Annotated in this window: 21 protein-coding genes; 12 read left to right on the top strand and 9 right to left on the bottom strand. The window is 72.0% G+C overall.

What is annotated here, in order from left to right:
* Window positions 1-4 precede the first annotated feature (4 nt).
* The 6 genes from ACWC5O_RS28195 to ACWC5O_RS28170 all read right to left on the bottom strand — a co-directional run bounded on the left by ACWC5O_RS28195 (window position 5) and on the right by ACWC5O_RS28170 (window position 9154).
* On the bottom strand, window positions 5-4936 hold the full coding sequence (locus ACWC5O_RS28195) for an amino acid adenylation domain-containing protein (RefSeq protein WP_450589914.1): 4932 nt from the start codon (window positions 4934-4936) through the stop codon (window positions 5-7).
* 14 nt (window positions 4937-4950) lie between these two features.
* The gene (locus ACWC5O_RS28190) at window positions 4951-5703 is read right to left on the bottom strand and encodes a thioesterase II family protein (RefSeq protein WP_450589915.1); all 753 of its coding nucleotides are present in this window, start codon (window positions 5701-5703) and stop codon (window positions 4951-4953) included.
* Window positions 5700-5909 carry an MbtH family protein gene (locus tag ACWC5O_RS28185; protein ID WP_450589916.1) on the bottom strand — a complete coding sequence of 70 codons (210 nt, stop codon included), beginning with the start codon at window positions 5907-5909 and terminating at the stop codon, window positions 5700-5702. The genes ACWC5O_RS28190 and ACWC5O_RS28185 overlap by 4 nt, the downstream gene beginning before the upstream one ends.
* A gap of 2 nt (window positions 5910-5911) precedes the next feature.
* Entirely contained in the window at window positions 5912-6907 is a 996-nt protein-coding gene (gene sbnB, locus ACWC5O_RS28180) for a 2,3-diaminopropionate biosynthesis protein SbnB (protein ID WP_450589996.1), read from the bottom strand.
* Window positions 6908-6945: 38 nt separating this feature from the next.
* Window positions 6946-7962 carry a 2,3-diaminopropionate biosynthesis protein SbnA gene (sbnA, locus tag ACWC5O_RS28175; protein WP_450589917.1) on the bottom strand — a complete coding sequence of 339 codons (1017 nt, stop codon included), beginning with the start codon at window positions 7960-7962 and terminating at the stop codon, window positions 6946-6948.
* A 172-nt stretch (window positions 7963-8134) separates the two neighbouring features.
* On the bottom strand, window positions 8135-9154 hold the full coding sequence (locus tag ACWC5O_RS28170; protein WP_450589918.1) for a helix-turn-helix transcriptional regulator: 1020 nt from the start codon (window positions 9152-9154) through the stop codon (window positions 8135-8137).
* 164 nt (window positions 9155-9318) lie between these two features.
* Between ACWC5O_RS28170 and ACWC5O_RS28165 the strand changes: the two genes are divergently transcribed.
* The 4 genes from ACWC5O_RS28165 (at window position 9319) to ACWC5O_RS28150 (ending at window position 12981) form a co-directional block, all read left to right on the top strand.
* Window positions 9319-9609, top strand: a complete 291-nt coding sequence (locus ACWC5O_RS28165) for a hypothetical protein (protein ID WP_450589919.1) — start codon at window positions 9319-9321, stop codon at window positions 9607-9609.
* 209 nt (window positions 9610-9818) lie between these two features.
* Entirely contained in the window at window positions 9819-9998 is a 180-nt protein-coding gene (locus ACWC5O_RS28160; RefSeq protein WP_450589920.1) for a hypothetical protein, read from the top strand.
* 47 nt (window positions 9999-10045) lie between these two features.
* On the top strand, window positions 10046-11002 hold the full coding sequence (locus ACWC5O_RS28155) for a hypothetical protein (protein WP_450589921.1): 957 nt from the start codon (window positions 10046-10048) through the stop codon (window positions 11000-11002).
* A gap of 104 nt (window positions 11003-11106) precedes the next feature.
* Window positions 11107-12981, top strand: coding sequence for a BTAD domain-containing putative transcriptional regulator (locus ACWC5O_RS28150; protein WP_450589922.1), 1875 nt, complete (start codon window positions 11107-11109; stop codon window positions 12979-12981).
* A gap of 5 nt (window positions 12982-12986) precedes the next feature.
* Here the strand turns inward: ACWC5O_RS28150 and ACWC5O_RS28145 are convergent, their stop codons facing one another.
* Window positions 12987-13811 (bottom strand): SDR family oxidoreductase, encoded by an 825-nt coding sequence (locus tag ACWC5O_RS28145; RefSeq protein ID WP_450589923.1) that lies wholly within the window; start codon window positions 13809-13811, stop codon window positions 12987-12989.
* 203 nt (window positions 13812-14014) lie between these two features.
* Window positions 14015-14716, bottom strand: coding sequence for a DUF5324 family protein (locus tag ACWC5O_RS28140; protein WP_450589924.1), 702 nt, complete (start codon window positions 14714-14716; stop codon window positions 14015-14017).
* Between the two features lie 242 nt (window positions 14717-14958).
* On the opposite strand from ACWC5O_RS28140, the gene ACWC5O_RS28135 reads away from it, so the two are divergent.
* Window positions 14959-15492, top strand: a complete 534-nt coding sequence (locus ACWC5O_RS28135) for a peptidylprolyl isomerase (protein ID WP_450589925.1) — start codon at window positions 14959-14961, stop codon at window positions 15490-15492.
* 122 nt (window positions 15493-15614) lie between these two features.
* Window positions 15615-16499 carry a rhomboid family intramembrane serine protease gene (locus ACWC5O_RS28130; protein ID WP_450589926.1) on the top strand — a complete coding sequence of 295 codons (885 nt, stop codon included), beginning with the start codon at window positions 15615-15617 and terminating at the stop codon, window positions 16497-16499.
* 261 nt (window positions 16500-16760) lie between these two features.
* Here ACWC5O_RS28130 and crgA read toward each other — a convergent pair whose 3' ends face one another.
* Window positions 16761-17015, bottom strand: coding sequence for a cell division protein CrgA (gene crgA / locus ACWC5O_RS28125; RefSeq protein WP_053711550.1), 255 nt, complete (start codon window positions 17013-17015; stop codon window positions 16761-16763).
* 140 nt (window positions 17016-17155) lie between these two features.
* Between crgA and ACWC5O_RS28120 the strand changes: the two genes are divergently transcribed.
* From ACWC5O_RS28120 to ACWC5O_RS28095, 6 genes are read left to right on the top strand one after another with little or no spacing between them, the layout of a single operon-like run.
* Window positions 17156-17944, top strand: a complete 789-nt coding sequence (locus ACWC5O_RS28120) for a DUF881 domain-containing protein (RefSeq protein ID WP_450589927.1) — start codon at window positions 17156-17158, stop codon at window positions 17942-17944.
* A 21-nt stretch (window positions 17945-17965) separates the two neighbouring features.
* Entirely contained in the window at window positions 17966-18655 is a 690-nt protein-coding gene (locus ACWC5O_RS28115) for a class E sortase (protein ID WP_450589928.1), read from the top strand.
* 16 nt (window positions 18656-18671) lie between these two features.
* Window positions 18672-18869, top strand: coding sequence for a hypothetical protein (locus ACWC5O_RS28110; RefSeq protein ID WP_186581498.1), 198 nt, complete (start codon window positions 18672-18674; stop codon window positions 18867-18869).
* Window positions 18866-19504, top strand: coding sequence for an aminodeoxychorismate/anthranilate synthase component II (locus ACWC5O_RS28105; RefSeq protein WP_023548428.1), 639 nt, complete (start codon window positions 18866-18868; stop codon window positions 19502-19504). The genes ACWC5O_RS28110 and ACWC5O_RS28105 overlap by 4 nt, the downstream gene beginning before the upstream one ends.
* Window positions 19501-20670 (top strand): class E sortase, encoded by a 1170-nt coding sequence (locus ACWC5O_RS28100; protein WP_450589929.1) that lies wholly within the window; start codon window positions 19501-19503, stop codon window positions 20668-20670. The genes ACWC5O_RS28105 and ACWC5O_RS28100 overlap by 4 nt, the downstream gene beginning before the upstream one ends.
* Window positions 20671-20684: 14 nt before the next feature.
* The gene (locus tag ACWC5O_RS28095; protein WP_450589930.1) at window positions 20685-21437 is read left to right on the top strand and encodes a class E sortase; all 753 of its coding nucleotides are present in this window, start codon (window positions 20685-20687) and stop codon (window positions 21435-21437) included.
* Window positions 21438-21441 lie beyond the last annotated feature (4 nt).

Here is a 21441-nt window from a genome sequence, read left to right as displayed (position 1 = left end):
GTGCTCACGCCGCCGCCTCGACGGCCTTCGCGAGGCCCGCGACGGTCGGGTTGCGGAAGACCAGGACCGGGGAGACGCGGTGGCCGAGCCGCTCGCTCAGCCGGGCCGCGACCGCGGTGATGGCCAGCGAGTTGCCGCCGACGTCGAAGAAGTTGTCGTCCGGCCCGAAGTCCCCGTCGAAGCCCAGGCATTCCTGCCAGACCTCGGCCACCAGCGTCTGCTCCTCGGTGGCGTGCTCCCGGGCGGCCGCGGGCGGGCCGGCCGGCCGCGGGTCGGGCAGCGCGTCCCGGTCGACCTTGCCGTTCGGGGTGAGGGGGATCTCCTCGATGACCGTGAAGCTCTGCGGCAGCATGTACGGCGGCAGCCGGTCCGCCAGGTGCGCCCGCAGTCCGGCCGCGTCCGCCTCCCGCCCCGGCGGCTCGGGGATCACGTAGGCGGCGAGCTGCTCCACGCCCGTGCTGGTCCGGCGCACCGCGACCGCGCAGTCCGCGACCGCCGGGTGGTCGCGCAGCGCCGACTCGATCTCGCCGAGTTCGATGCGGTAGCCGCGCACCTTGACCTGGTGGTCGTTGCGGCCGAGGAAGACCAGGTTGCCGTCGGGCAGCAGCCGTACGACGTCACCGGTGGCGTACATCCGGGCGCCGGGCTCCTCGGCGAACGGGTCGGGCAGGTACGCCTGCGCGGTGCGCGCCGGCTGGCCCAGGTAGCCGCGGCCGACCGCGCTGCCGCCGACGTACAGCTCGCCCCGGCAGCCGGGGACCACCGGGCGCAGCCGGTCGTCCAGGACGTACAGGCGGGCGTTGTCGGTGGCCTGGCCGAACGGGACGCTCGGCCGGTGGGCGTGCCGGTCGACCAGGTCCTCGGTGATCGGGCAGAACGCGGAGGTGACGGTCGCCTCGGTGGGGCCGTACTCGTTGAAGACCCGGCAGTCGGGTCGGGTGACCTCCAGGATGCGCCGGGCCACGTCGTGCGGGACGGCCTCGGCGCCGGTGAACACCAGCCGTACGGAGGCCAGGTGGGCCGCGCAGTCCGCGCCGGACTCCAGCAGGATGCGCATCTGCGAGGGCGTCGCGTTCAGCGTGGTGATGCCGCGCTCGGCCACCTCCCGCAGGAACGCCTCCGGGTCGTAGGCGGCGGTGGGGCCCGCCAGGTGCAGCTGGGCGCCGGAGACCAGGCACTGGAAGATCTCCCACACCGAGTTGTCGAACGCCACCGAGTGGTTCAGCAGCGCCCGGTCGTCGCCGGTCAGGCGGCACAGCCGCTGGTTCCAGGCGAGGAAGCCGGTGATGTTGGCGTGGGTGATGGCCACACCCTTGGGCCGGCCGGTGGAACCGGAGGTGTAGATCACGTAGGCCAGGTGGTGGGGCTCTGCCTCGTCCGCCGGCCCGGGCCCGGGCAGGTCGCCGGGCTCCTGGGTCACGGGGACCACCCGGACCGAGCCGTCGAACAGGCCCGCCGAGGGGTGTCCGGGGTCGGCCACCACCAGGCGTACGCCGGAGTCCTCCAGCAGGTACTGCAGGCGGTCCGCCGGGTAGCCGGGGTCGAGCGGCACATAGGCGCCGCCGGCCTTCAGGACGCCCAGCAGGGCGACCACCAGCTCCACCGAGCGCTCCAGGCACACGCCGACCAGCTGCTCGGGCCCGACGCCCTGCGCGCGCAGCACACGGGCCAGCGCGGCGGCCCGGCGGTCGGTCTCGGCGAAGGTCAGCGAGGTGCCGTCGCCCGCCACGCACACCGCGTCCGGGGTGGCGCGCACCTGCCGCTCCCACATCCGCACCAGGGTGCTCGGCTCGGGCAGCGGCTCGGCGAGGTCACCGGCGGCCAGGGCGCGCAGTTCCGCGGCGGAGAGGATCTCCAGCTCCGACAGCCGGGCGCCGCGGTCCGCGACCATCTGCTCGATCACCCGCAGGAGGTGCCGGCCGAGACCTTCGACGAAGTCCTCGTCGAACAGGTCGGTCGCGTACTCGACGGAGACGCTGAGGTCGCCGTCGCCCACCGCGTGGTCGGTCACGTCGAACGCCAGGTCGAAGCGGGCGGTGCCGAGGTGGCCCTCCAGCTCCTTGCGGTCGTACACCTCCGGCAGGGCGCCCGCCGGGGGCTCCTCGTGCAGGGCGAAGAGCACCTGGAAGAGCGGGTTGCGGCTCAGGTCGCGCTCCGGACACAGCTGAGCCACCAGCTTCTCGAACGGCAGCTCCTGGTGCGCGTGGGCGTCCCGGGCCACCTCCCGCACCCGGCCGAGCAGTTCGGACCAGGTGGGGTCGCCGCTCAGGTCGGTGCGCAGCACGGCCGTGTTGACGAAGTAGCCGCACACCTCGGCGGTCTCCGGGCGCGGCCGGCCGCCCATCAGGGTGCCGACGGCCACGTCGGTCTCGTCGGCGTACCGGCCGAGCAGCACCTGCAGCGGGGCCAGCAGACCCATGAACAGCGTGACGCCCTCGGCGCGGCACACCGCCCGCAGCCGCCCGGCCAGCTCGGCCGGGACGCGCAGGAACGCACGCCGGCCGCGGTGGCTCGCGACGGCCGGGCGGGGCCGGCTGGTGGGCAGTTCCAGCGCGGGCACCCCGGACAGCCGCTCCCGCCAGTGGGCGAGCAGCCGCTCCAGTTCGGCGCCGCCGATCCGCTCGCGCTCCCACTGGGCGAAGTCGGCGTAGGTCACCGGCAGCGGCGCCGGGGACGGCCGGCGACCGGCGCGCAGGTCGGTGTAGAGGTCGCCGAGTTCGCGCACCAGCAGGTCCACCGAGGTGCCGTCGCAGGCGATGTGGTGGATCGTCAGCAGCAGCACGTCCCGCTCGGGGGTACGCAGCACGTCCGCGCGCAGCAGGGGCGCCCGGTCGAGGGCGAAGGGGGCGCGGATCCGCTCGGTCAGCAGCGCCTGAAGCGCCTCCTCGGTCACCTCCGTGCACGGCACCGGGACGGGCGCGGCCTCGCGGAGTCCGGGGCGGAGCCTGCCGTCGGAGGGGACCAGCGCGGTGCGCAGCGCCTGGTGGCGGTGGACCAGCGCGGTCAGCGCCTCCTCCAGCACGGGCAGCTCGGCCCGGCCGTCCGGGAAGGCCAGCGCGACGGGCAGGTGGTAGGCCGGGACGCCTTCGTTGACCTGCTCGAAGAACCAGATGCGCTCCTGCCCGAAGGACAGCTCGGCCCGCGTCGCCGGACGGATCGGCTCCTCGTCGGCCGCCTCCAGCTCCTCGAGCGCGGCCGCCAGGGCGGCGGGTGCCGGATGCGCGAAGACCGACTGGACGCCGACCGACACCCCGAGCACCTCGCGCAGCCGCGCCACCGCGCGCACCGCCGCGAGCGACTGGCCGCCCAGCCGGAAGAAGTCGTCGTACGGCCCCACCTCCGCGAGCCCCAGGATCTCCGCCCACACCGCGCGCACCGCGTCCGTGTGCTCCGGCAGCGGACCACCGGCGGCCGGTCGGCCCGGCTCGCGGACGCGGTCGTAGCCGAGGGCGAGCACGGCGGCCCGGTCGGCCTTGCCCGCGGGCGTGCGCGGGAGCGCGTCGAGGACGGCGTAGCCCTGGGCGACCATGTGGGCCGGCAGGTGCACGGCGAGGTGGTCGCGGACCCGGCCGGGCAGCTCGGCCGCCGCGTCGCGGGCGTCCGGCGCGGCGACCAGGAAGGCCACCAGCTGGTCGCCGCCGGCCGCCTCGCGGTCGACGACCACCACCGCGTCCGCCACCTCGGGGTGGCTGCGCACGCAGGCCTCGATCTCGCCGAGTTCGATGCGGTAGCCGCGCACCTTGACCTGGTGGTCGTTGCGGCCCAGCAGCTCCAGGTCGCCGTCGGCGCCCCAGCGGGCCAGGTCACCGGTGCGGTACAGGCGCCCGGAGCCGTCACCGAAGGGGTCCGGGACGAAGCGCTCGGCGGTCAGCGCGGGCCGGCCCAGGTAGCCGCGGGCCACACCCTCGCCGCCGATCCACAGCTCGCCGGTGACGCCCGGCCCGGCCTCGCGGCCGTGCTCGTCGACCACGTACAGGCGGGTGTTGGACAGGGCGGTGCCGACCGTGACCCGGTCGCCCGCCTCGTCGACGCGGGCCGCGGTGGCCCACACGGTGGCCTCGGTCGGCCCGTACAGGTTCCACAGGGTGCCGCCGGTGGCCAGCAGATCGCGGGCCAGCTGCGGGTCCAGGGGCTCGCCGCCGGACAGCAGGACCCTGCCGTGGCCGGCCCGCCAGCCGGAGGCCACCAGCATCCGCCAGGTCGTCGGCGTCGCCTGGACGACCGTCACCCGGCCGTCCTCGATGGCGGCGGCCAGCGCCTCCGGGTCGGTGTTGGCGGCCTGCGGGGCCATGACGACGGTCGCGCCGAGGGTCAGCGGCAGGAACAGCTCCAGCGTGGAGATGTCGAACGACAGCGGGGTCAGCGCCAGCACCCGGTCGTCGGGGGCGAGCCCGGGGCGCTCGGCGACGCTGCGCAGGAAGGAGGCGATCGCCGCGTGGCCGACGGCCACCCCCTTGGGCAGGCCGGTGGAGCCGGAGGTGTAGATGACGTACGCGAGGTGGTGAGGCCGCGCCGGAGAGGTGAACGGCGCGGCCGGTTCGGCGGGTACGTCCTCCACGAGCAGCAGGTCGACCGCCTCGGGCACCGCGCCGCGGATCCGCTCGCGGTGCGCGCGGTCGCACAGGACGAGACCGGCACCGGAGTCCTCGGTCATGTGCCGCAGCCGGTCTGCGGGGTAGCTCGGGTCCAGCGGCAGGTACGCGGCGCCCGACTTCAGGATGCCGAGCAGGGCCACGGCCATGTCGACCGAGCGGCCGAGGCAGACACCGACCAGGGACTCCGGGCCGATGCCGCGGGCCCGCAGTGCGGCGGCGAGCGCCGTGGCCCGGCGGTCCACTTCGGCGTAGGTGGCCTGTCGCGGGCCCGCGACGACGGCGACCGAGTCGGGAGCCGAGGCGACCCGCTGCTCCCACAGGGCGACCAGGGTGGTCGACATGAACTGATCCTTTCTCAGCCCCACGCGGGGACGGTGCGCGTGATCGTTTCCGCCAGTTGCTGTTCCGCGCCGCGTACGTAGAGGTGTCCGCCCGGAAAGCGGCGCAGCTCGAAGCCGGCCGTGGTGTGCTCGCGCCAGCCGGCCAGCTCCACCGCGTCGACGGTGTCGTCGTCGGCGCCGGCGAGGACCGTGAGCGGACAGGGCAGCGGTGCCTCGGCCCGGTGCGCGTACGTCTCGCACACGGTCAGGTCGGCGCGCATCAGCGGCAGCAGCAGTTCCTGCAACTCCGGGTCGAGACCGGCGAGTTCGACGGCCGCGAGGCGGGCGAGCAGGTCGGCGTCCGGCAGCTGGTGCAGCGGGTCCCGGTCCGGCAGGCCGGGGGCCCGCAGCGCGGACAGGAACAGCCGGGCGGGCAGGGCCGCGCCCAGGGCCCGCAGCCTGCGCGTCACCTCGAACGCCACCAGCGCGCCCATGCTGTGCCCGAAGAAGGCGTACGGCAGCCCGGTGTGGCCGGCGATCAGCGGCGCCAGCCGGGTCACGACCGCGTCCAGGGACGTCAGCGGCTCCTCACCGAACCGGTTCTCCCGCCCGGGCAGCTGTACGGTGCACACCTCGACGGTGTCCGGGACGTGCCGGGCCAGCTGGTAGGCGGAGGCGCCGGCACCGGCGTGCGGGAAGACGAACAGGCGCCGGCGCGCGGTGTCCTGCCGGCTGCCGAGGCCGCGCAGCCACAGCCGGTCGAGGGCGGGGGTGGTCTCGACGGTCATCGCCGCGCCGCCCGTTCCCGGCGCACGGACAGCGGAGTCAGGTCGGTCCACACCGCTTCGATGTGCTCCAGGCACTCCTGCCTGGTGCCCTGCTTGCCGGCCGGGGTCCAGCCGGCGGGCAGCTCACGGCCGGCGAACCAGATCGAGTACTGCTCCTCGTGGTTGAGGACGACGAGGTAGCGGTCCTGGGTGTCGCTCGCGGTCATGATCACACCCCCACACCGTCGAAGAAGCCGGCCTGCGGGTGCCCGCCGCCCGCGGCGACGACCCGGTCGTGCACCCACTTGCCGACGGCGAGGTCCAGCACGCCGAGGCCGAACGGGGAGAAGACCGCCGGGCGGCCGGGCTGCCGGCGCAGCCGCTGCCGGAGCAGGTCGCCGAGGGTGCCGTCGACGAAGTCCCGGTTGCCGGTGCGCTGTTCGGTCAGGTGCAGCGAGGTGCGCTCGCGTACGGCGTGGTCGACGTCGTCGGTGAAGTTCTGCGCGGCGAGGATCAGCTCGGGGGCGAGGTCGCGCAGCGACAGGTGCAGCACCACCGGGTTGTGGGCGAGCAGCCGCGCATCGTGCAGGTGGGGCTCGCCGGCCACGGTGGTGAGGACCACCAGGTCGCAGTCGGTGAACGCGTCCTCGACGCGGTCGGCGATCACGACCTCGGCGTCGGTGTGCTCCGCGACGACGGCGCCGTAGCGCTTCGCGGCGTCCTGGTCGAGGTCGAACAGCCGGAAGCCGCCGATCTCCCAGTCGAGGTCGCGCAGGAACTTCCAGACGTGCTGGGCGATCAGGCCGGTGCCGACGATGCCGACCCGGCGGGCGCGGCGCTCGCCGATGAGCGTCTCGGCGCCCAGGACGGCGGAGGCGGCGGTCCGGGTCGCCGAGATGACCGACGACTCCATGCACGCGAACGGGAAGCCGGTCGCGCAGTCGTTGAGGATCAGCGTCGCGGAGGCGCGCGGGATGCCGTGCCGGGTGTTCTCCGGGAAGCTCGCGATCCACTTGTTGCCGGCCACCTCGAACTCGCCGCCCAGGTAGGCGGGCAGGGAGATGATGCGGGCCCGGCTGTTGTGCGGGAAGCGCAGGAAGGAGCTGTGCGGGTTGGCGCTCTGCCCGGCGTCGTGGGCCAGGTAGGCGGCACGCACGACCTCGACGAGCTCCGGGCGGTTGTGCTCGACCTGGGCGGTGATGTCACCCGCGTCGATCACCGTCATGGGCGGTGGGGTCAGGGTGGGCACGGGAGAGTCCTCCTTCAGTTGGCGGCCAGCGCGGCGACGGGCGAGGTCAGGGCCTCTTCCGTGAGGAGCTGCTGGAACCAGCCGGGGTTGTAGATGGTCTTGGCGTAGGCATGGCCCCGGTCCGCGGCGATGAAGGCGACCTTGGGGCGGCGCGCGCCGGGAGGGTTGCGGGCGAAGTAGCTCTGGACGGCGGCGTAGCAGCTCCCGGTCGAACCACCCGCGTACAGGCCGTACTTGGCGGTCAGGGTGCGGCAGCCCTCGACCGCGCGCACCTCGGAGACGATCTCGACCTCGTCGATCAGCGCCTGCTCGCACAGCGGCGGCACGATGCTGGAGCCGATGCCGGGGATGCGCCGTTTCTTCGGCGGGCCGCCGAAGATCACCGAGCCCTCGGTGTCCACGGCCACCACCACGCAGCGCGGGAAGGCCTCCTTGACCCGGTGGGAGACGCCGGCGATGGTGCCGCCCGTCCCCACCCCGACGAACAGGTAGTCGATCGGGCCGGCTTCCGCGATCAGCTCGGCCGCCGTGAAGCGGTAGTGCGCGTCACGGGCGTCCGGGTTGGCGTACTGGTTGGGCCAATAGGCCTGGCCGAGTTGTACCAGGAGTTCCTGTACCCGGGCCAGACGGGTGCGCAGATATCCGCCCGCCGCGTCCCGGACGGAGACTTTCTCCACTCTCCGGCACAGCAGGCGCAGGTGTGCTTCGGTGGCCTCATTGCAATTGGGGTCGATCACCGGCACGAAGGCAATTCCCAGCATGCGGCAGTAAAAGGCCAGCGCCAGGGCGAAGTTGCCCGACGAGGACTCGACCACCGTGGTGTTCCGCGTGATCTCCCCACGGGCGATGGCCCGTTCCAGGATCCACAGTGCCGAGCGGTCCTTGGTGCTGCCGGTCGGATTGCAGAACTCCAGCTTGGCGACAATGTCGCATTCGTCGTCCGCCAACGGAATCAGCGGGGTCCCCGCGAGACCGGAACGGAGCCGTCCTATCCGGTCGATCAGGGTTTGGTCAGCACGCCTTTGAAGCATGCGGCGACTTTGGCACGCGGTTTCCAACCCCGGCTCAACCGCGACTCAAGCGAGGCGCGAGGGAGGGGGATCGGCGAAGTACGAGTCCGGAAAGGGGGCTCGGGAGGCGGCGTGCGGGCCCGTCCGACCGCACTCCGTGGACAGTTGGACGGGCCGGCGGGCGGCGCTCTCGTCAGTCGTCCGCGGCGGGCAGATAGCCGCGGCGCACCGCCTGCACGCCCGCCTGGAAGCGGCTGCGCGCGTCCAGCAGCGTCAGCAGCGCCGACATGGTGCGGCGCACCGTCCGGTCCGAGACACCGAGCTGGTGTGCAATCGCTTCGTCGGTGAGCCCTTGCGCCATAAGACGAAGCACTTCAGCCTGATGCGTGGTGAGTGTCTTGCGGCTGCGCTCGGGACGCGTTCCGATGGGTCGCGCGGACTGCCACACGGTCTCGAACAGCGCGTGCACCAGAGCGATCGTGCCCGGGTTGTCCACCAGGACCGCACCGGCTCCGGTGTTCTTGCTGTCGGTCGCGATGAGCGCCGTACGCCGGTCGATGAGAATGAGGCGATTGGGAAGTGTGGGGGTGGTGCGGACCTGGGCGCCCTGGGCGGCCAGCCATTCGGCATGGGCGACCGTGGGCGGATCGCGCCGGATGCTGTCCAGATAGACCGTGCGCATCCGGACTCCCCGATTGAGCAGCCGCAGATTGAGCGGGCGCGAGGCGTCCATGTTCTCCGGGGTCTGCGGACCTCCGGGAGCGAATGTCAGGAATTCCTGCTGAACCTCCTTGGTGAGGATTTCCAGACGCTCCCGGATGGCCTCGACACCCGACAGGAAATGGAATCCCGTGCCGGCGCCGGGGGTGTACCGGTCCGCGAACTGGGCGATGGTCTCCGCGACCACCGCGCGGCTCGCCTCCACTCGCTGCTGGTGCGCGGCCAACTCCGCCTGCTGCTGGGCCAACAGCGCCTCCAGGGCGAGCATCGGGTTCACCGGGCGCACCCGGGACTCGTTCTCCGCCGAGGTTCTGACCAGCGCCAGCTCGCTCAGCCGGTCCAGCGACTCCCGTACCTCGCGCTCGGTCAGACCGAGATCGTCGGCCCACTCGCGGACATCGCCGTCCGGGCGCGCGAGCATCGTCCGATACACGGCCTCCGAGGCCGTGTCTATCCCGAGTCCAGAAAGCAATGGGATCTCCTCCTCGGACACCCTGGTCCCCCCTGCTAGGGCTCTCTGTGCGGAGACAGAAATGCATGTGGAGATTACACGAATGGAGGGACCGCAGCCGTGACGGAGATCGCTTCCGCCTATGCCGCCCTGGAAAGCGTCGTCCCGGGTGGCAAAGCCACCGTCTTACCCTGGAGTTGTAATTGATGTACCTCGTCCACCTTCACCTGGGGCCGCATCCGGTCGGCCTGGAGCTGCCCGAGGACACCGCACGGGCCGTCGCCGACGCCGCCCCGCCTGCCTCGGCGCTCCGCCATGTCACCGTGCACGCCGCGGACGAGCCCGCCGTCGGTCTCTACCTCGCCGCCGACGGACCGGAACAGGCCGAGGTGACGGCCCGCCTGCTGTGGTGGAGCACGGTCGCCGCGCGGCCGCGGCTCGGCGGCTGGCCGCTGCTCGGCATCCGGGTCACCGTCTCCCTGCCCTCGGCCCGCTGACCCGCCCACCGGCCGGCGCACCAGCCGGCGCACCAGCCGCGACCCGAGCCGGTCCCCGGACTTGTCCGCCAGCGGACATGTCCGCTCTGCCCGCCCGGAAACCCCTTCTCCTGGCCTGCGACCCCGGGTGAAATGCAGTTGTCGGACCGATCACTGACCGGATCGGCCGCGACACGAACGATCACGCAACAGTTGAAGGGGAGACGACGATGCGTCGAATTGCTGTTCTCGGGGCTGCGATCGCGGCGGCTCTGGCGATCGTGACGGGGGCGACGCACCAGCAGGAGCACACGGCGCAGCAGGCGGGGGACGCCGGCTGGCAGCGGGCGGGCTCCTCCGCGTTTCTCGCCGACGCGCAGGCCGTCCCGGGCGACGCGGGCTGGCAGTAGGAAGCCCGGACGACGAGGGCGCCCGCGAAACCCGCTTGGAGGCTGTCATGGCCGTAACGGCCTGCCGGAACGACGCCGAGTACCTGCTCGCACTCCGCGGTGAGCTGCTCGACCTGCCGGTGCACGACGTCCCCGTCGACGCGCTGCGGGTGACGGACTCACCCCGCAGCAGGGTGGAGGACCCGGGTCACTCCCGGGTCCTGGCCCAGGCCGGGGACGCGCTGCCCCCGGTGGTCGTGCATCGCGCGACCATGACGGTCGTCGACGGCGTCCACCGGCTGCGGGCGGCACAGCTAAGGGGCCGCACCACCATCCCGGTCCGCTTCTTCGACGGCGGCGCGGAGGACGCCCGCCTGCTGGCGGTCGCCCTCAACGTCACCCACGGCCTGCCGTTGACCCTCGCGGAACGCACCGCGGCCGCGGAGCGCATCCTCACCGCCCGGCCGGACTGGTCCGACCGGGCGGTGGCCTCCCTCGCGGGACTGTCCGCCGGCAAGACGGCCGAGATACGCCGCCGGGTGCTCGACCCGGCGGCACCCGGCGCGAAGCGGATCGGCCGCGACGGGCGCGCCCGCCCACTGGACGCCTCCCACGGCCGCGCCCTGGCCGCCGCCCTGCTGACGGAGGACCCGACGGCCTCACTGCGCAAGGTCGCCCGGGAGGCCGGGATCTCACCGGCCACCGTCGCCGACGTCCGCGCCCGGCTCGCCCGCGGCGACGACCCGGTCGACCTCCGCGGCTCCGCCCGCCGGGCACCCACGCCCGCGGCACCGAGGCCCGCACCGGACGTGAGCGAGATGCACCGCCGGCTGCGCCGTGACCCGGCGTTGCGCTTCAACGAGGCCGGACGGTCCTTCCTGCGGCTGCTGGAGGCGGGCGCCGCACTCGCCCGGCACCGGGAAGGGATCGCCGCCGGCCTGCCCCCGCACTGCAGGGCCACCGCGGCCCACCTGGCCCAGGCCTACGCGCAGAGCTGGGAACTGTTCGCCAACGAGCTGCAGTGACCCACTGCGGCACCGCGCCGGCCGTACGCACTGCGGCCCACACCGGCAGATCCGGACACCGGGCCACCGCCCGGCCGAGGTCCGCCGGACAACGGGGAGAACCAATGCGAGTCAATCTTCTGGGACCACTGGAGATCTACGCCGGCGAACCCGGCGTCAACGCCGTCCCGGCCGCGCAGAAAGTACGCCAGACCCTGGCCGTACTGGCGCTGAACGCCAACCGGGTGGTGCGCTTCGAGCAGCTCATGGAGGAGCTGTGGGAGGACAACCCGCCCGCCAGCGCCCACACCGCCCTGCAGACCTACGTGTACGAGATCAGGAAACGCTTCGCCCTCGGCAACCCGAGAAGCGGCGGCCGCCACCGCGGCACCGACCGGCCCGTGCTCGGCACCGCGGGCGGCGGCTACCAGCTCAGCCTGCCCGAGGACCGGGTCGACGCCTTCCGGTTCGAGCCGCTCGTCGCCCGGGCCCGCAAGGAGTTCCGCGCCGGGGACCACCGGCGCGCCCGCGACTCGGTCGCCGCGGCCATGGCGCTGTGGCGGGACGCGGCCCTCGTGGACGTCCGCAAGGGACCCCTGCTGCAGGCCGAGGCGCTGCGCCTGAACGAACTCCACACCAGCGCCACCACCCTGCGCATCGAGGCCGACCTCCAGCTCGGCCGGCACCACGAGCTGATCGGCGAACTGACCTCCCTGGCCGCCCTCGAACCCACCAACGAGACCGTCCAGCGCAACCTCATGACGGCCCTGTACCGCACCGACCGCCGCGCCGACGCCCTCCGGGTCTACCAGCGCGCCCGCTCCCAGATCGCGGACGAGTTCGGGCTCGACCCCTCGCCCGAACTCCAGGCCCTGCACACCGCCATCCTCCAGTCCGACGCCAGCCTGCTGCGGCCGGCCGAACCGTCCCCCGCGCCGGTCACACCCGCCCCCGCCCCCCGCGTGCCCTGCCACCTGCCCGCGCCACAGGAACGGCTGACCGGCCGCGGCGGCCAGCTGGCCCGCGCCACCGGCGCGCTCACCGCCCGGGCGGCGCCCGGACCGGCGCTCGTCGTCGTGGGCGGCGCCCCCGGCACCGGCAAGAGCGAACTGTGCCTGCACGCGGCCCGCCGGGCCAGCGGCCACTACCCGGACGGCCAGCTCTACGGCCGCCTCCTCGACGACACCGGACAGCCCGTCGGGCACGCCGAGATCCTGCGCTCCTTCCTGCGCGGACTCGGCGCGACGGAGGACCTGCTGCACCTGGGCGCGACCGACCTGAGCCTGATGTACCGCACCTGGACCGCCGGCCGGCGCGTCCTGGTGGTCCTGGACGACGTGACCGGCCCGGACGACCTCGACCTGCTGCTGCCGTCCGGCTACGGCTGCGGCGCGGTGATCAGCAGCCGACGGCGGCTGTTCGTCTCCTCCAGCACCGAACACATCGAGCTGGACCGGCTGCCGCTGGACGACTGCCTGCACCTGCTGGTCTCCCTGGTGCCCGAACACCGCATCACCATGGACCCGGACGGCGCCCGCCGGCTGGCCGAGCTGTGCCACGGCCTGCCCACCGCCCTGTTCGCCGTCGCCGCCCGGCTCCGCCTGCGCCCGCACTGGACGGCCCGTCAGGCGATCACCTGGGCGACGACCGCCGCGCAGGCCGGTGAGGACCCGCTGGGACTGCGGGCCGCACTGGAACGCACCCTCGCCACGCTCCCCGCCCACCTCCGCCGCGCCGCACACACCCTGCTCTCCCCGACCAGCCCCGACCGGCCCGTCCCCACCTCGGCGGCCGCCCTCCTCGGCACCGGCGAGCAGCAGGCCGCGACCCTGCTCGAAGAGCTGGTGGACGCCTACCTGCTGAGCGCGACGACCCCGTCGTCCACGGACGGCTGCTACAGCTGGGAGCCGGTGGCCCAGGTGCTACGGGACTCCGCACGCCGCGTGCTCGACCCGGCGGCACCCGCCACGACCGCCGTCCGGCACCCCATGGCGGCCTGACGGCGTCACCGCTTGTTCAGGCGCAGCGCGCTGCGGATGACGAGGTCGGTGACGGCCGCGGGCGCGAGGCGGAACAGGGGCGCCGGTACGGCCCCGGGACCGACCCGGTAGCGGCGGCGCGGCTTCTGCGCGAGAAGGGCACGGCGCACGGTGCGGGCGACGGTCTCCGGACCGGGCGGCGACCACGAGGCGATGAGCCGGCGGGCGGCCATGTAGCCGGGCACGTACCGCGAGTCGGCCGGAAACCCCGCCAGGCCCCTGGAGAGCATGGGTGTGTCGATGAAGCCGGGCTCGATCAGGCAGGCGCGGACGCCGCTGCCGGCGATCTCCATGCGCAGGCTGTCGGTCAGGGCCTCCAGCGCGTGTGCGCTCGCGCAGTACCAGCCGTTGAACGGGACGGAGACCAGAGCGCCGAGCGAACTCATCTGGACGATCCGTCCCTCGCCCCGGCGCCGCATGCCCGGCAGCACCAGACGGGTCATCCGGGCCGCGCCCAGCAGGTTGACCTCCAGGACGTCCCGGGCGTCCGCCTCGGGCACGTCCTCGAAGGCGCCGACCGGTGCGATTCCGGCGTTGTTGACCAGGGCCCAGGGCCCCCCGTCCGACAGCTCGTCGATCTCCGCGACGGCGTCCTGACAGGAGAGCAGGTCCGTCACGTCGAGGAGGACGGTGTGCACGGTGAGGCCGAGTTCGGCCGCGGCGGCCGTGAGCTTCTCGGCCTTGTCGGAGGTACGGGCGGTACCGATGACGCGGAAGCGGCGGGCGGCCAGGTCGAGCGCGGTGGCCTTGCCGATACCGCTGGTGGCTCCGGTGACGACGACGGTCTTCAAGGGGCGGTCCTTGCGAGGAGGGTGGGGCGGGCCGGGCCGCCTCTCCGGGTTCTTGATCACCTTCCCGAACAACTATGTCGTATATAGCAGCCGATATCCGCTCAAAACGCGTATGCGGGGCGGACGGAACGAGCCGTGGGGCGGACGACCCGCACGTCGTCCGCCCCACGGCCCGGCCGGCACCCGGACGGTGCCGGCCCGCTTCAGTCCTTGTCGTCGCCGTCGACGGCGTCCTCCTCGGCCTGCTTCGCCCGGACCTCCGGGTCCAGCACCGAGGGGCCGGTGCCGTCCACCGAACTCAGCCGGCCGGACTCGGGCACCTCCGTCGCCGCGGGCGGCTCCACCAGCCAGTCGGGGTTGGCCTGCTTGTCCCACCACTTCCAGGCGCAGAACGCACCGCCCGCCACCAGTCCGAGCAGCGCCAGCACCTTCACGGCACGGCCCCTCCGGGAACGCCGCTCGTTCCTGCGGGCCAGCTTCTGGATCTTCTGCGCGGAGACCTGGCCGCGCAGCGCGACCAGTGCGGCGGCACCCCGCGCGGCGGCCTCGTCCGCCACCGGAGTGGCGGCGGCCATCGCGTGCTCGATCTTCGGACGGGAGTACTCGGCCGCCTGCCGAGCGGCCTTCCGGGTCAGGTCGGCGGCCTCATGCGCGGCCAGGTCCACCTTCGGCGGCACATGCGCGAGAGCCTGCTCCAGCCGCGGGGCGAGCCGGGCGTCGTACTGCACACGGGCCTGTTCGGCGGCCTGGGACACCACGGGCGCCAGCCGTACGCGTGCCTCCTGCGCGTAGTGCGCGGCACGCTCCTTGGCCGTGTCGGCGTAGGGCGCCACCACTTCCGCGGCGTGCAGCACGCTGTCCTTCGCCGAGCCGGTCGCGGCGCGCACGCTGTCGATGCGGGTCACGGGTTTCCTCCTCCTCGGTGGCGTACGGTAATTCGCCTTTCCACCCTTTTGAGGATCATGCCTGCCAACAGCTCGCGCGTCATGCGAGGGCGGGCATATGGGTGCAACAAGGGCTTCCTGTCGACCCTGCCACGAATCGCCGCCAGGCGCTCCCTTCGCGGCGGAACTCACGGGGCCGGGCATCGGCGGCCCCACGCCGTGCGAGGATCGGGGAGTCACACGAGGACAACGGAAGGCAGATCGTGGCCGAGCAGCTCTACGCGACCCTGAAGACCAACCACGGCGACATCGCGCTCCGGCTGTTCCCGAACCACGCACCCGCGACGGTCAGAAACTTCGTCGAGCTCGCTCAGGGCGAGCGGGAGTGGACGCACCCCGGCACCGGCGCGGTGAGCCACGACAAGCTCTACGACGGCACGGTCTTCCACCGGGTCATCGGCGGCTTCATGATCCAGGGCGGCGACCCGCTGGGCAGCGGCATCGGCGGCCCCGGCTACGAGTTCGCGGACGAGTTCCACCCGGACCTGCGCTTCGACCGGCCCTATCTGCTCGCCATGGCCAACGCGGGCCCGGGCACCAACGGCTCCCAGTTCTTCATCACGGTCAGCCCCACCACGCACCTGAACCGCAAGCACACGATCTTCGGCGAGGTCGCCGACGCGGCCAGCCAGAAGGTCGTGGACGCGATCGCCGCCGTGCCGACCACCCTCCCGAACAACCGGCCGGTCAACGACGTCGTCATCGAGACGGTCGTCGTGGACAAGCGCGAGGGCTGAGCCCGGGCGCACCCCGGCAACCGACCCAGGGAACCCCAGGGAACCAAACGTCCCGCTCGTCCGTAGGGAAGAGCGGGGCGGGGTATGGGCCGGGGGAAGGCCACGACCAGCAAGGGGATCTCATGGAACAGGCCGAAGGCAGTACGCAGGACGCCCGGAGCCTGCCCGGGTGCTACCGGCACCCGGACCGCGAGACCGGCGTGCGCTGCACCCGCTGCGAGCGCCCCATCTGCCCCGAATGCATGGTCAGCGCCTCGGTCGGCTTCCAGTGCCCCGAATGTGTCCGCGGCGGCTCCGGCACGGGGCACGCCCCGGCCGCGTCCCGGCCGCGCACGGTGGCGGGCGGGACGGTCACCGCCGACCCGCGGCTGGTCACCAAGATCCTCATCGGGATCAACATCGCCGTGTTCATCGCGGTGCAGGCCAAGAGCTCGCTGCTGAACGACCTGGTCCTGATCGGCGAGTGGCCCCCGAAGCCCTACCAGCCGACCATGGGCGTCGTCGAGGGCGAGTGGTACCGCTTCGTGACGTCGATGTTCACGCACGAGGCGCCCTGGCACATCGGCTTCAACATGCTCAGCCTGTGGTGGATCGGCGGCCCGCTGGAAGCGGCCCTCGGCCGGGCCCGCTATCTGGCGCTGTACTTCGTCTCCGGGCTGGCCGGCGGTGCGCTGACGTATCTGCTCGCAGGCCCGTCCGAGGCCTCGCTCGGCGCCTCCGGAGCGATCTTCGGCCTGTTCGGCGCGACCGCGGTCCTGATGCGTCGGCTGAACTACGACATGCGGCCGATCATCGCCCTGCTGGTGATCAACCTGATCTTCACCTTCGGCTTCCACAACATCGCCTGGCAGGCCCACATCGGCGGCCTCGTCGCCGGCGTCGTCACCGGCTACGCGATGGTCCACGCCCCGCGCGAGAAGCGGGCGCTGGTGCAGTACGGCACCTGTGCGCTCGTCCTGGCCGTGGTGGTGGGCATGGCGCTGCTCAGGACCGCTCAGCTCACCTGATACCGAACCGTTGTCCACAGCGTGTGCCGGATCTTGTGCACGCTGTGCGGGAACAGCTGTGCCCCCTGTCGCTCGGATGCGTTTCCGCAGGTCGGACAGGGGGCGAACGGGTGTATGGGGGCCAGTAGGGCAGTCACACCGGCGTCAACACCCGATGGGTTATCCACAGATCGTAGTGTTTTCCCCAGGAGGGTGTGGACGACGCACCCAAGCTGTGGATAACTCAGTGAACAGCCCTGGGCAGAGCTGGCGCGGACCCCGCTACTTCCACTGCGTGGAGACGCCGAACCCGGCGGCGATGAAGCCGAAGCCGACCACGATGTTCCAGTTGTCCAGGCTGTCGATCGGCAGCGAGCCGTCCGTCACATAGAAGACGACGATCCAGGCCAGGCCGATGAGGAACATGGCCAGCATGACCGGAGCGACCCAGGCGCGGTTGGTGAGCTTGATGGCCTGCGCCTGCTTCGCGGGCGGCGGCGTGTAGTCGGCCTTCTTGCGGATACGTGACTTCGGCACGAGGGTCTCTCCTGTCGATGCGCTGCGTGGCCGCGCAGGTAACTGGGTCGGTCCGGGGCAGCGTACAAGGGGACACTTAGCGCTCCCCCGGGCGTCCGTTAGCGTAGTGCTTCCGCGGCGCCGAAGGAGATAAGGGTACGTTGAGCAATTCTGCCGACTCCCCAGGGACGGGATCAACGGGTTCCGGCCCGTCTCGTGGACTCCGTGTCCGCCCGGTGCGGCTCCTCACGATCGCCGTCTTCGCGCTGGCCGGGCTCATCTTCTTCACCAGCTTCAACACGGCCAAGGGCACCGACATCCGCCAGGACGGCTCCCTGCTGAAGCTGTCCGACCTGATCCAGGAGCGCAGCCGCAAGAACAAGGGGCTGGACGAGTCCAACGCGATGCTGCGTGACAGCGTGGACGGGCTCGCCGAGAGCGACGACGGGCGCACCAAGGCCCAGGACGAGAAGCTCAAGGGGCTGGAGGGCAGCGCGGGCACCCAGAAGCTCACCGGCAAGGCGATCACCGTCACCCTCAACGACGCCCCGCCGAACGCGACCGCCAAGCTCCCCGGCTACCCCGAGCCGCAGCCCGACTACCTGGTCATCCACCAGCAGGACCTGCAAGCCGTGGTCAACGCCCTGTGGCAGGGCGGGGCCAAGGGCATCAAGGTCATGGACCAGCGGCTGATCTCCACCAGCGCGGTGCGCTGTGTCGGCAACACCCTGATCCTCCAGGGCCGCGTCTACTCGCCGCCGTACAAGATCACCGCGATCGGGGATCCCGGAAAGCTGCAGCAGGCGCTCGCCGCGAGCAAGGCGATCCAGACCTACATGGTGTACGTCAACGTCTACGGTCTCGGCTGGAAAGTCACCGAGGACGGGACGGTGACTCTGCCGGGCTACTCGGGCACAGTGGATCTGCACTACGCGAAGCCAGTGGAGTAGGTCCCCCGTCAGGAGCCGCCGGTGCGCGTGATCGTCCGGACCGTCAGCGAACTGTGCATCACCGTCGGCACCCTGATCGTGCTCTTCGTCGTCTACGTGCTGTTCTGGACCGGCGTCCAGGCCGACGGCGTCATGAACGACCAGATCGACCAGCTGCACCAGCAGTGGTCCAAGGGGAGCGTCCAGCCCGCCGGGGGGCGCGCCGGGGCCTTTGCGAGAGCGGCGAGGCCGGCGGCGTACCACTACGGCAAGCCCTTCGCGATCATGTACATCCCGCGGCTCGGTTCCACGTGGAACAAGCCGGTGCTGGAGGGCACGGGCACCGACGTGCTGAAGAAGGGTCTCGCCCACTACGCGGGGACCGCCCGGCTCGGTCAGGAGGGCAACTTCGCGGTGGCGGGTCACCGGCGCACCTACGGCGACCCCTTCAAGGACTTCCCCCGGCTACGGGCGGGTGACGCGGTGGTGCTCACGGACGGAATCACCTGGTTCACGTATCGGATCGACAAAGGGCCCTACAAAACCGTGCCGAGCGACGTTGAGGTGATCGACCCTGTGCCACGTAAGTCGGGGTACACCCGTCCGGGCCGGTATCTGACGCTGACCACGTGCGATCCGGAATGGGGGCACAGCCACCGGCTGATCGTCTGGGCGCACCTGGACTCCACCCGGCCCGTGGAGTCAGGCGAACCGAGGGCGCTGCGCCGTTAGTCTGGTGCAGTACGGCGTGAGTCAGGTGCCGTGGTGGAACGGAAGGGACGGCATGTACGGCTGGATCTGGCGGCATCTGCCGGGGAACGCGTGGGTGAGGGCGCTGATCTCACTCGTACTGGTCCTGGCCGTGATCTACGTCCTCTTCCAGTACGTCTTCCCTTGGGCCGAGCCACTGCTGCCCTTCAACGATGTGACGGTGGACAACCAGTGAGTGCGCGGATTCTCGTCGTCGACAACTACGACAGCTTCGTCTTCAACCTCGTCCAGTACCTGTACCAGCTGGGTGCCGAGTGCGAGGTGCTGCGCAACGACGAGGTGTCGACGGCACACGCCCAGGACGGCTTCGACGGCGTGCTGCTCTCGCCCGGGCCCGGGACGCCGGAGGAGGCCGGGGTGTGTGTGGACATGGTCCGCCACTGCGCGGCGACGGGTGTCCCCGTCTTCGGTGTCTGCCTCGGCATGCAGTCGATGCAGGTGGCGTACGGCGGTGTGGTGGACCGGGCGCCCGAGCTGCTGCACGGCAAGACCTCCCTGGTGGAGCACGAGGGCAAGGGCGTCTTCGCCGGGCTGCCCTCGCCCTTCACGGCGACCCGCTACCACTCGCTGGCCGCCGAGCCGGCGACGGTTCCGGCCGAGCTGGAGGTGACCGCGCGTACCCACGACGGGATCATCATGGGGCTGCGGCACCGTGAACTCCCGGTCGAGGGTGTGCAGTTCCACCCCGAGTCGGTGCTGACCGAGCACGGGCACCGGATGCTGGCCAACTGGCTGGTGGAGTGCGGCGACCAGGGTGCCGTGGCGAGGTCTGCGGGGCTCGCCCCGGTGGTGGGCAGGGCCACGGCGTGACCGCGCTGCGCCCGGAGCGCGAGGACTTGTACGGGGAGACACCGTACGAGTCCTACGGCTCTGCGCCGTACGCGGCCGCGGGCGACCCTCCTACGGCGCCGATGCCCCCGATGGCTTCGGCGCCTCAGGCACATCAGGCGCACCACGCACATCAGGCGCACCAGGCGCCTCCGATGCCTCCTACGGCCTCGGTGGACGAGCAGGCGACCACGCTGCTGCCGCCGGTCGACGACGAGACGGTGGCGCTGCGGATCCCCGGTCCGCCGCCGGGCCCGGAGAGCGAGTCTCTACGCGCCTCTGCAGCCTCCTCGGCCTCATCCGCCACCGGAACCACACCGGGCGGCCGTGCGGCCCGCAGAAAGGCCGCCAAGCGGCGCGGTGGCCGCCATGGCGGGGCCCGGGGGCCGGCGGGCGGGCCGGGTGCCTCCTCGGAGTCCGCGTCGCAGCGGCCGCTCTCCCGTGTCGAGGCCCGGCGCCAGGCGCGGCTGCGCAAGCCGAGCCCGGCCGTGGTCGCGAGCCGGGCGATCGGCGAGGTGTTCATCACCACCGGCATGCTGATGCTGCTGTTCGTCACCTACCAGCTGTGGTGGACGAACGTCCGCGCCCATGCGCAGGCGGGCAGCGAGACGCATCAGCTGCAGGACGACTGGGCCAGCGGCAAACGGGCCCCCGGGGTGTTCGAACCGGGGCAGGGCTTCGCCATACTTCACATCCCCGAACTGGACGTGGTGGCGCCGATCGCGGAGGGCGTCAGCAACAAGAAAGTGCTCGACAAGGGCATGGTCGGGCACTACGGCGAGGGCGCGCTGAAGACGGCGATGCCGGACGCGAAGACCGGCAACTTCGGACTGGCCGCGCACCGCAACACCCACGGTGAACCCTTCCGGTACATCAACAGGCTCAAGGCCGGCGACGCGGTCGTGGTCGAGACGCAGGACACGTACTTCGTGTACAAGGTGACCTCGATGCTGCCGGTGACCCCGCCGTCCAACACCAGCGTGCTGAACCCGATCCCTAGGGGCTCCGGATTCACCGAGCCGGGCCGGTACATCACCCTCACCACCTGTACGCCGGAGTTCACCAGCAAGTACCGGTTGATCGTCTGGGGCAAGATGGTCGAGGAACGCCCGCGCAGCAAGGGCAAGCCGGACGCGCTCATCGAGTAAGGCAGAGGGAACAAGTGGCAGCGACCGCCGACGAGACCGAAGAGCACACCGACGCGTCCGACGGGGCCCGGGCCCCGCGCCGCCGCCCCGGCCGGATCGCGCTGGCGGTCAGCGTCTTCGGTGAACTCCTCATCACGGCGGGCGTGTTGCTGGGCCTGTTCGTCGTCTACTCGCTCTGGTGGACGAACGTGATAGCGGACCGCAAGGCGGACCGGCAGGCCGACAGGGTCCGTGACCACTGGGCCCACGCCACCGACTCGGGCCCCGGCGCGCTGGACACCAAGGACGGCATCGGCTTCCTGCACGTGCCGGCGATGCGCAACGGCGAGGTCCTGGTCGAGAAGGGTACGGGCACTGACGTCCTCAACGACGGCGTGGCCGGCTACTACACGGATCCGGACAAGGCCACGCTCCCCATGACCGGCAAGAAGGGCAACTTCACCCTCGCCGCCCACCGGGACGGCCACGGCGCGAAGTTCCACAACATCGACAAGGTGAAGATGGGCGACGCGGTCGTCTTCGAGACGAAGGACGACTGGTACGTCTACAAGGTGTACTCGATCCTCCCCGAGACCTCGAAGTACAACGTCAAGGTCATCTCCCAGATCCCCAAGGAGTCCGGCAGGAAGAAGCCGGGCCACTACATCACCCTGACGACGTGCACCCCGGTGTACACGTCCGAGTACCGCTACGTGGTGTGGGGCGAGCTGGTCCGGGTGGAGAAGGTGGACAGCAAACGGACGCTGCCGAGGGAGCTGCGCGGTTGACAGA

Source organism: Streptomyces sp. NPDC001450, assembly GCF_053597295.1.
The sequence above is the reverse complement of the archived record's forward strand: the minus strand, read 5'-3'. Positions and strand labels throughout refer to the sequence as shown.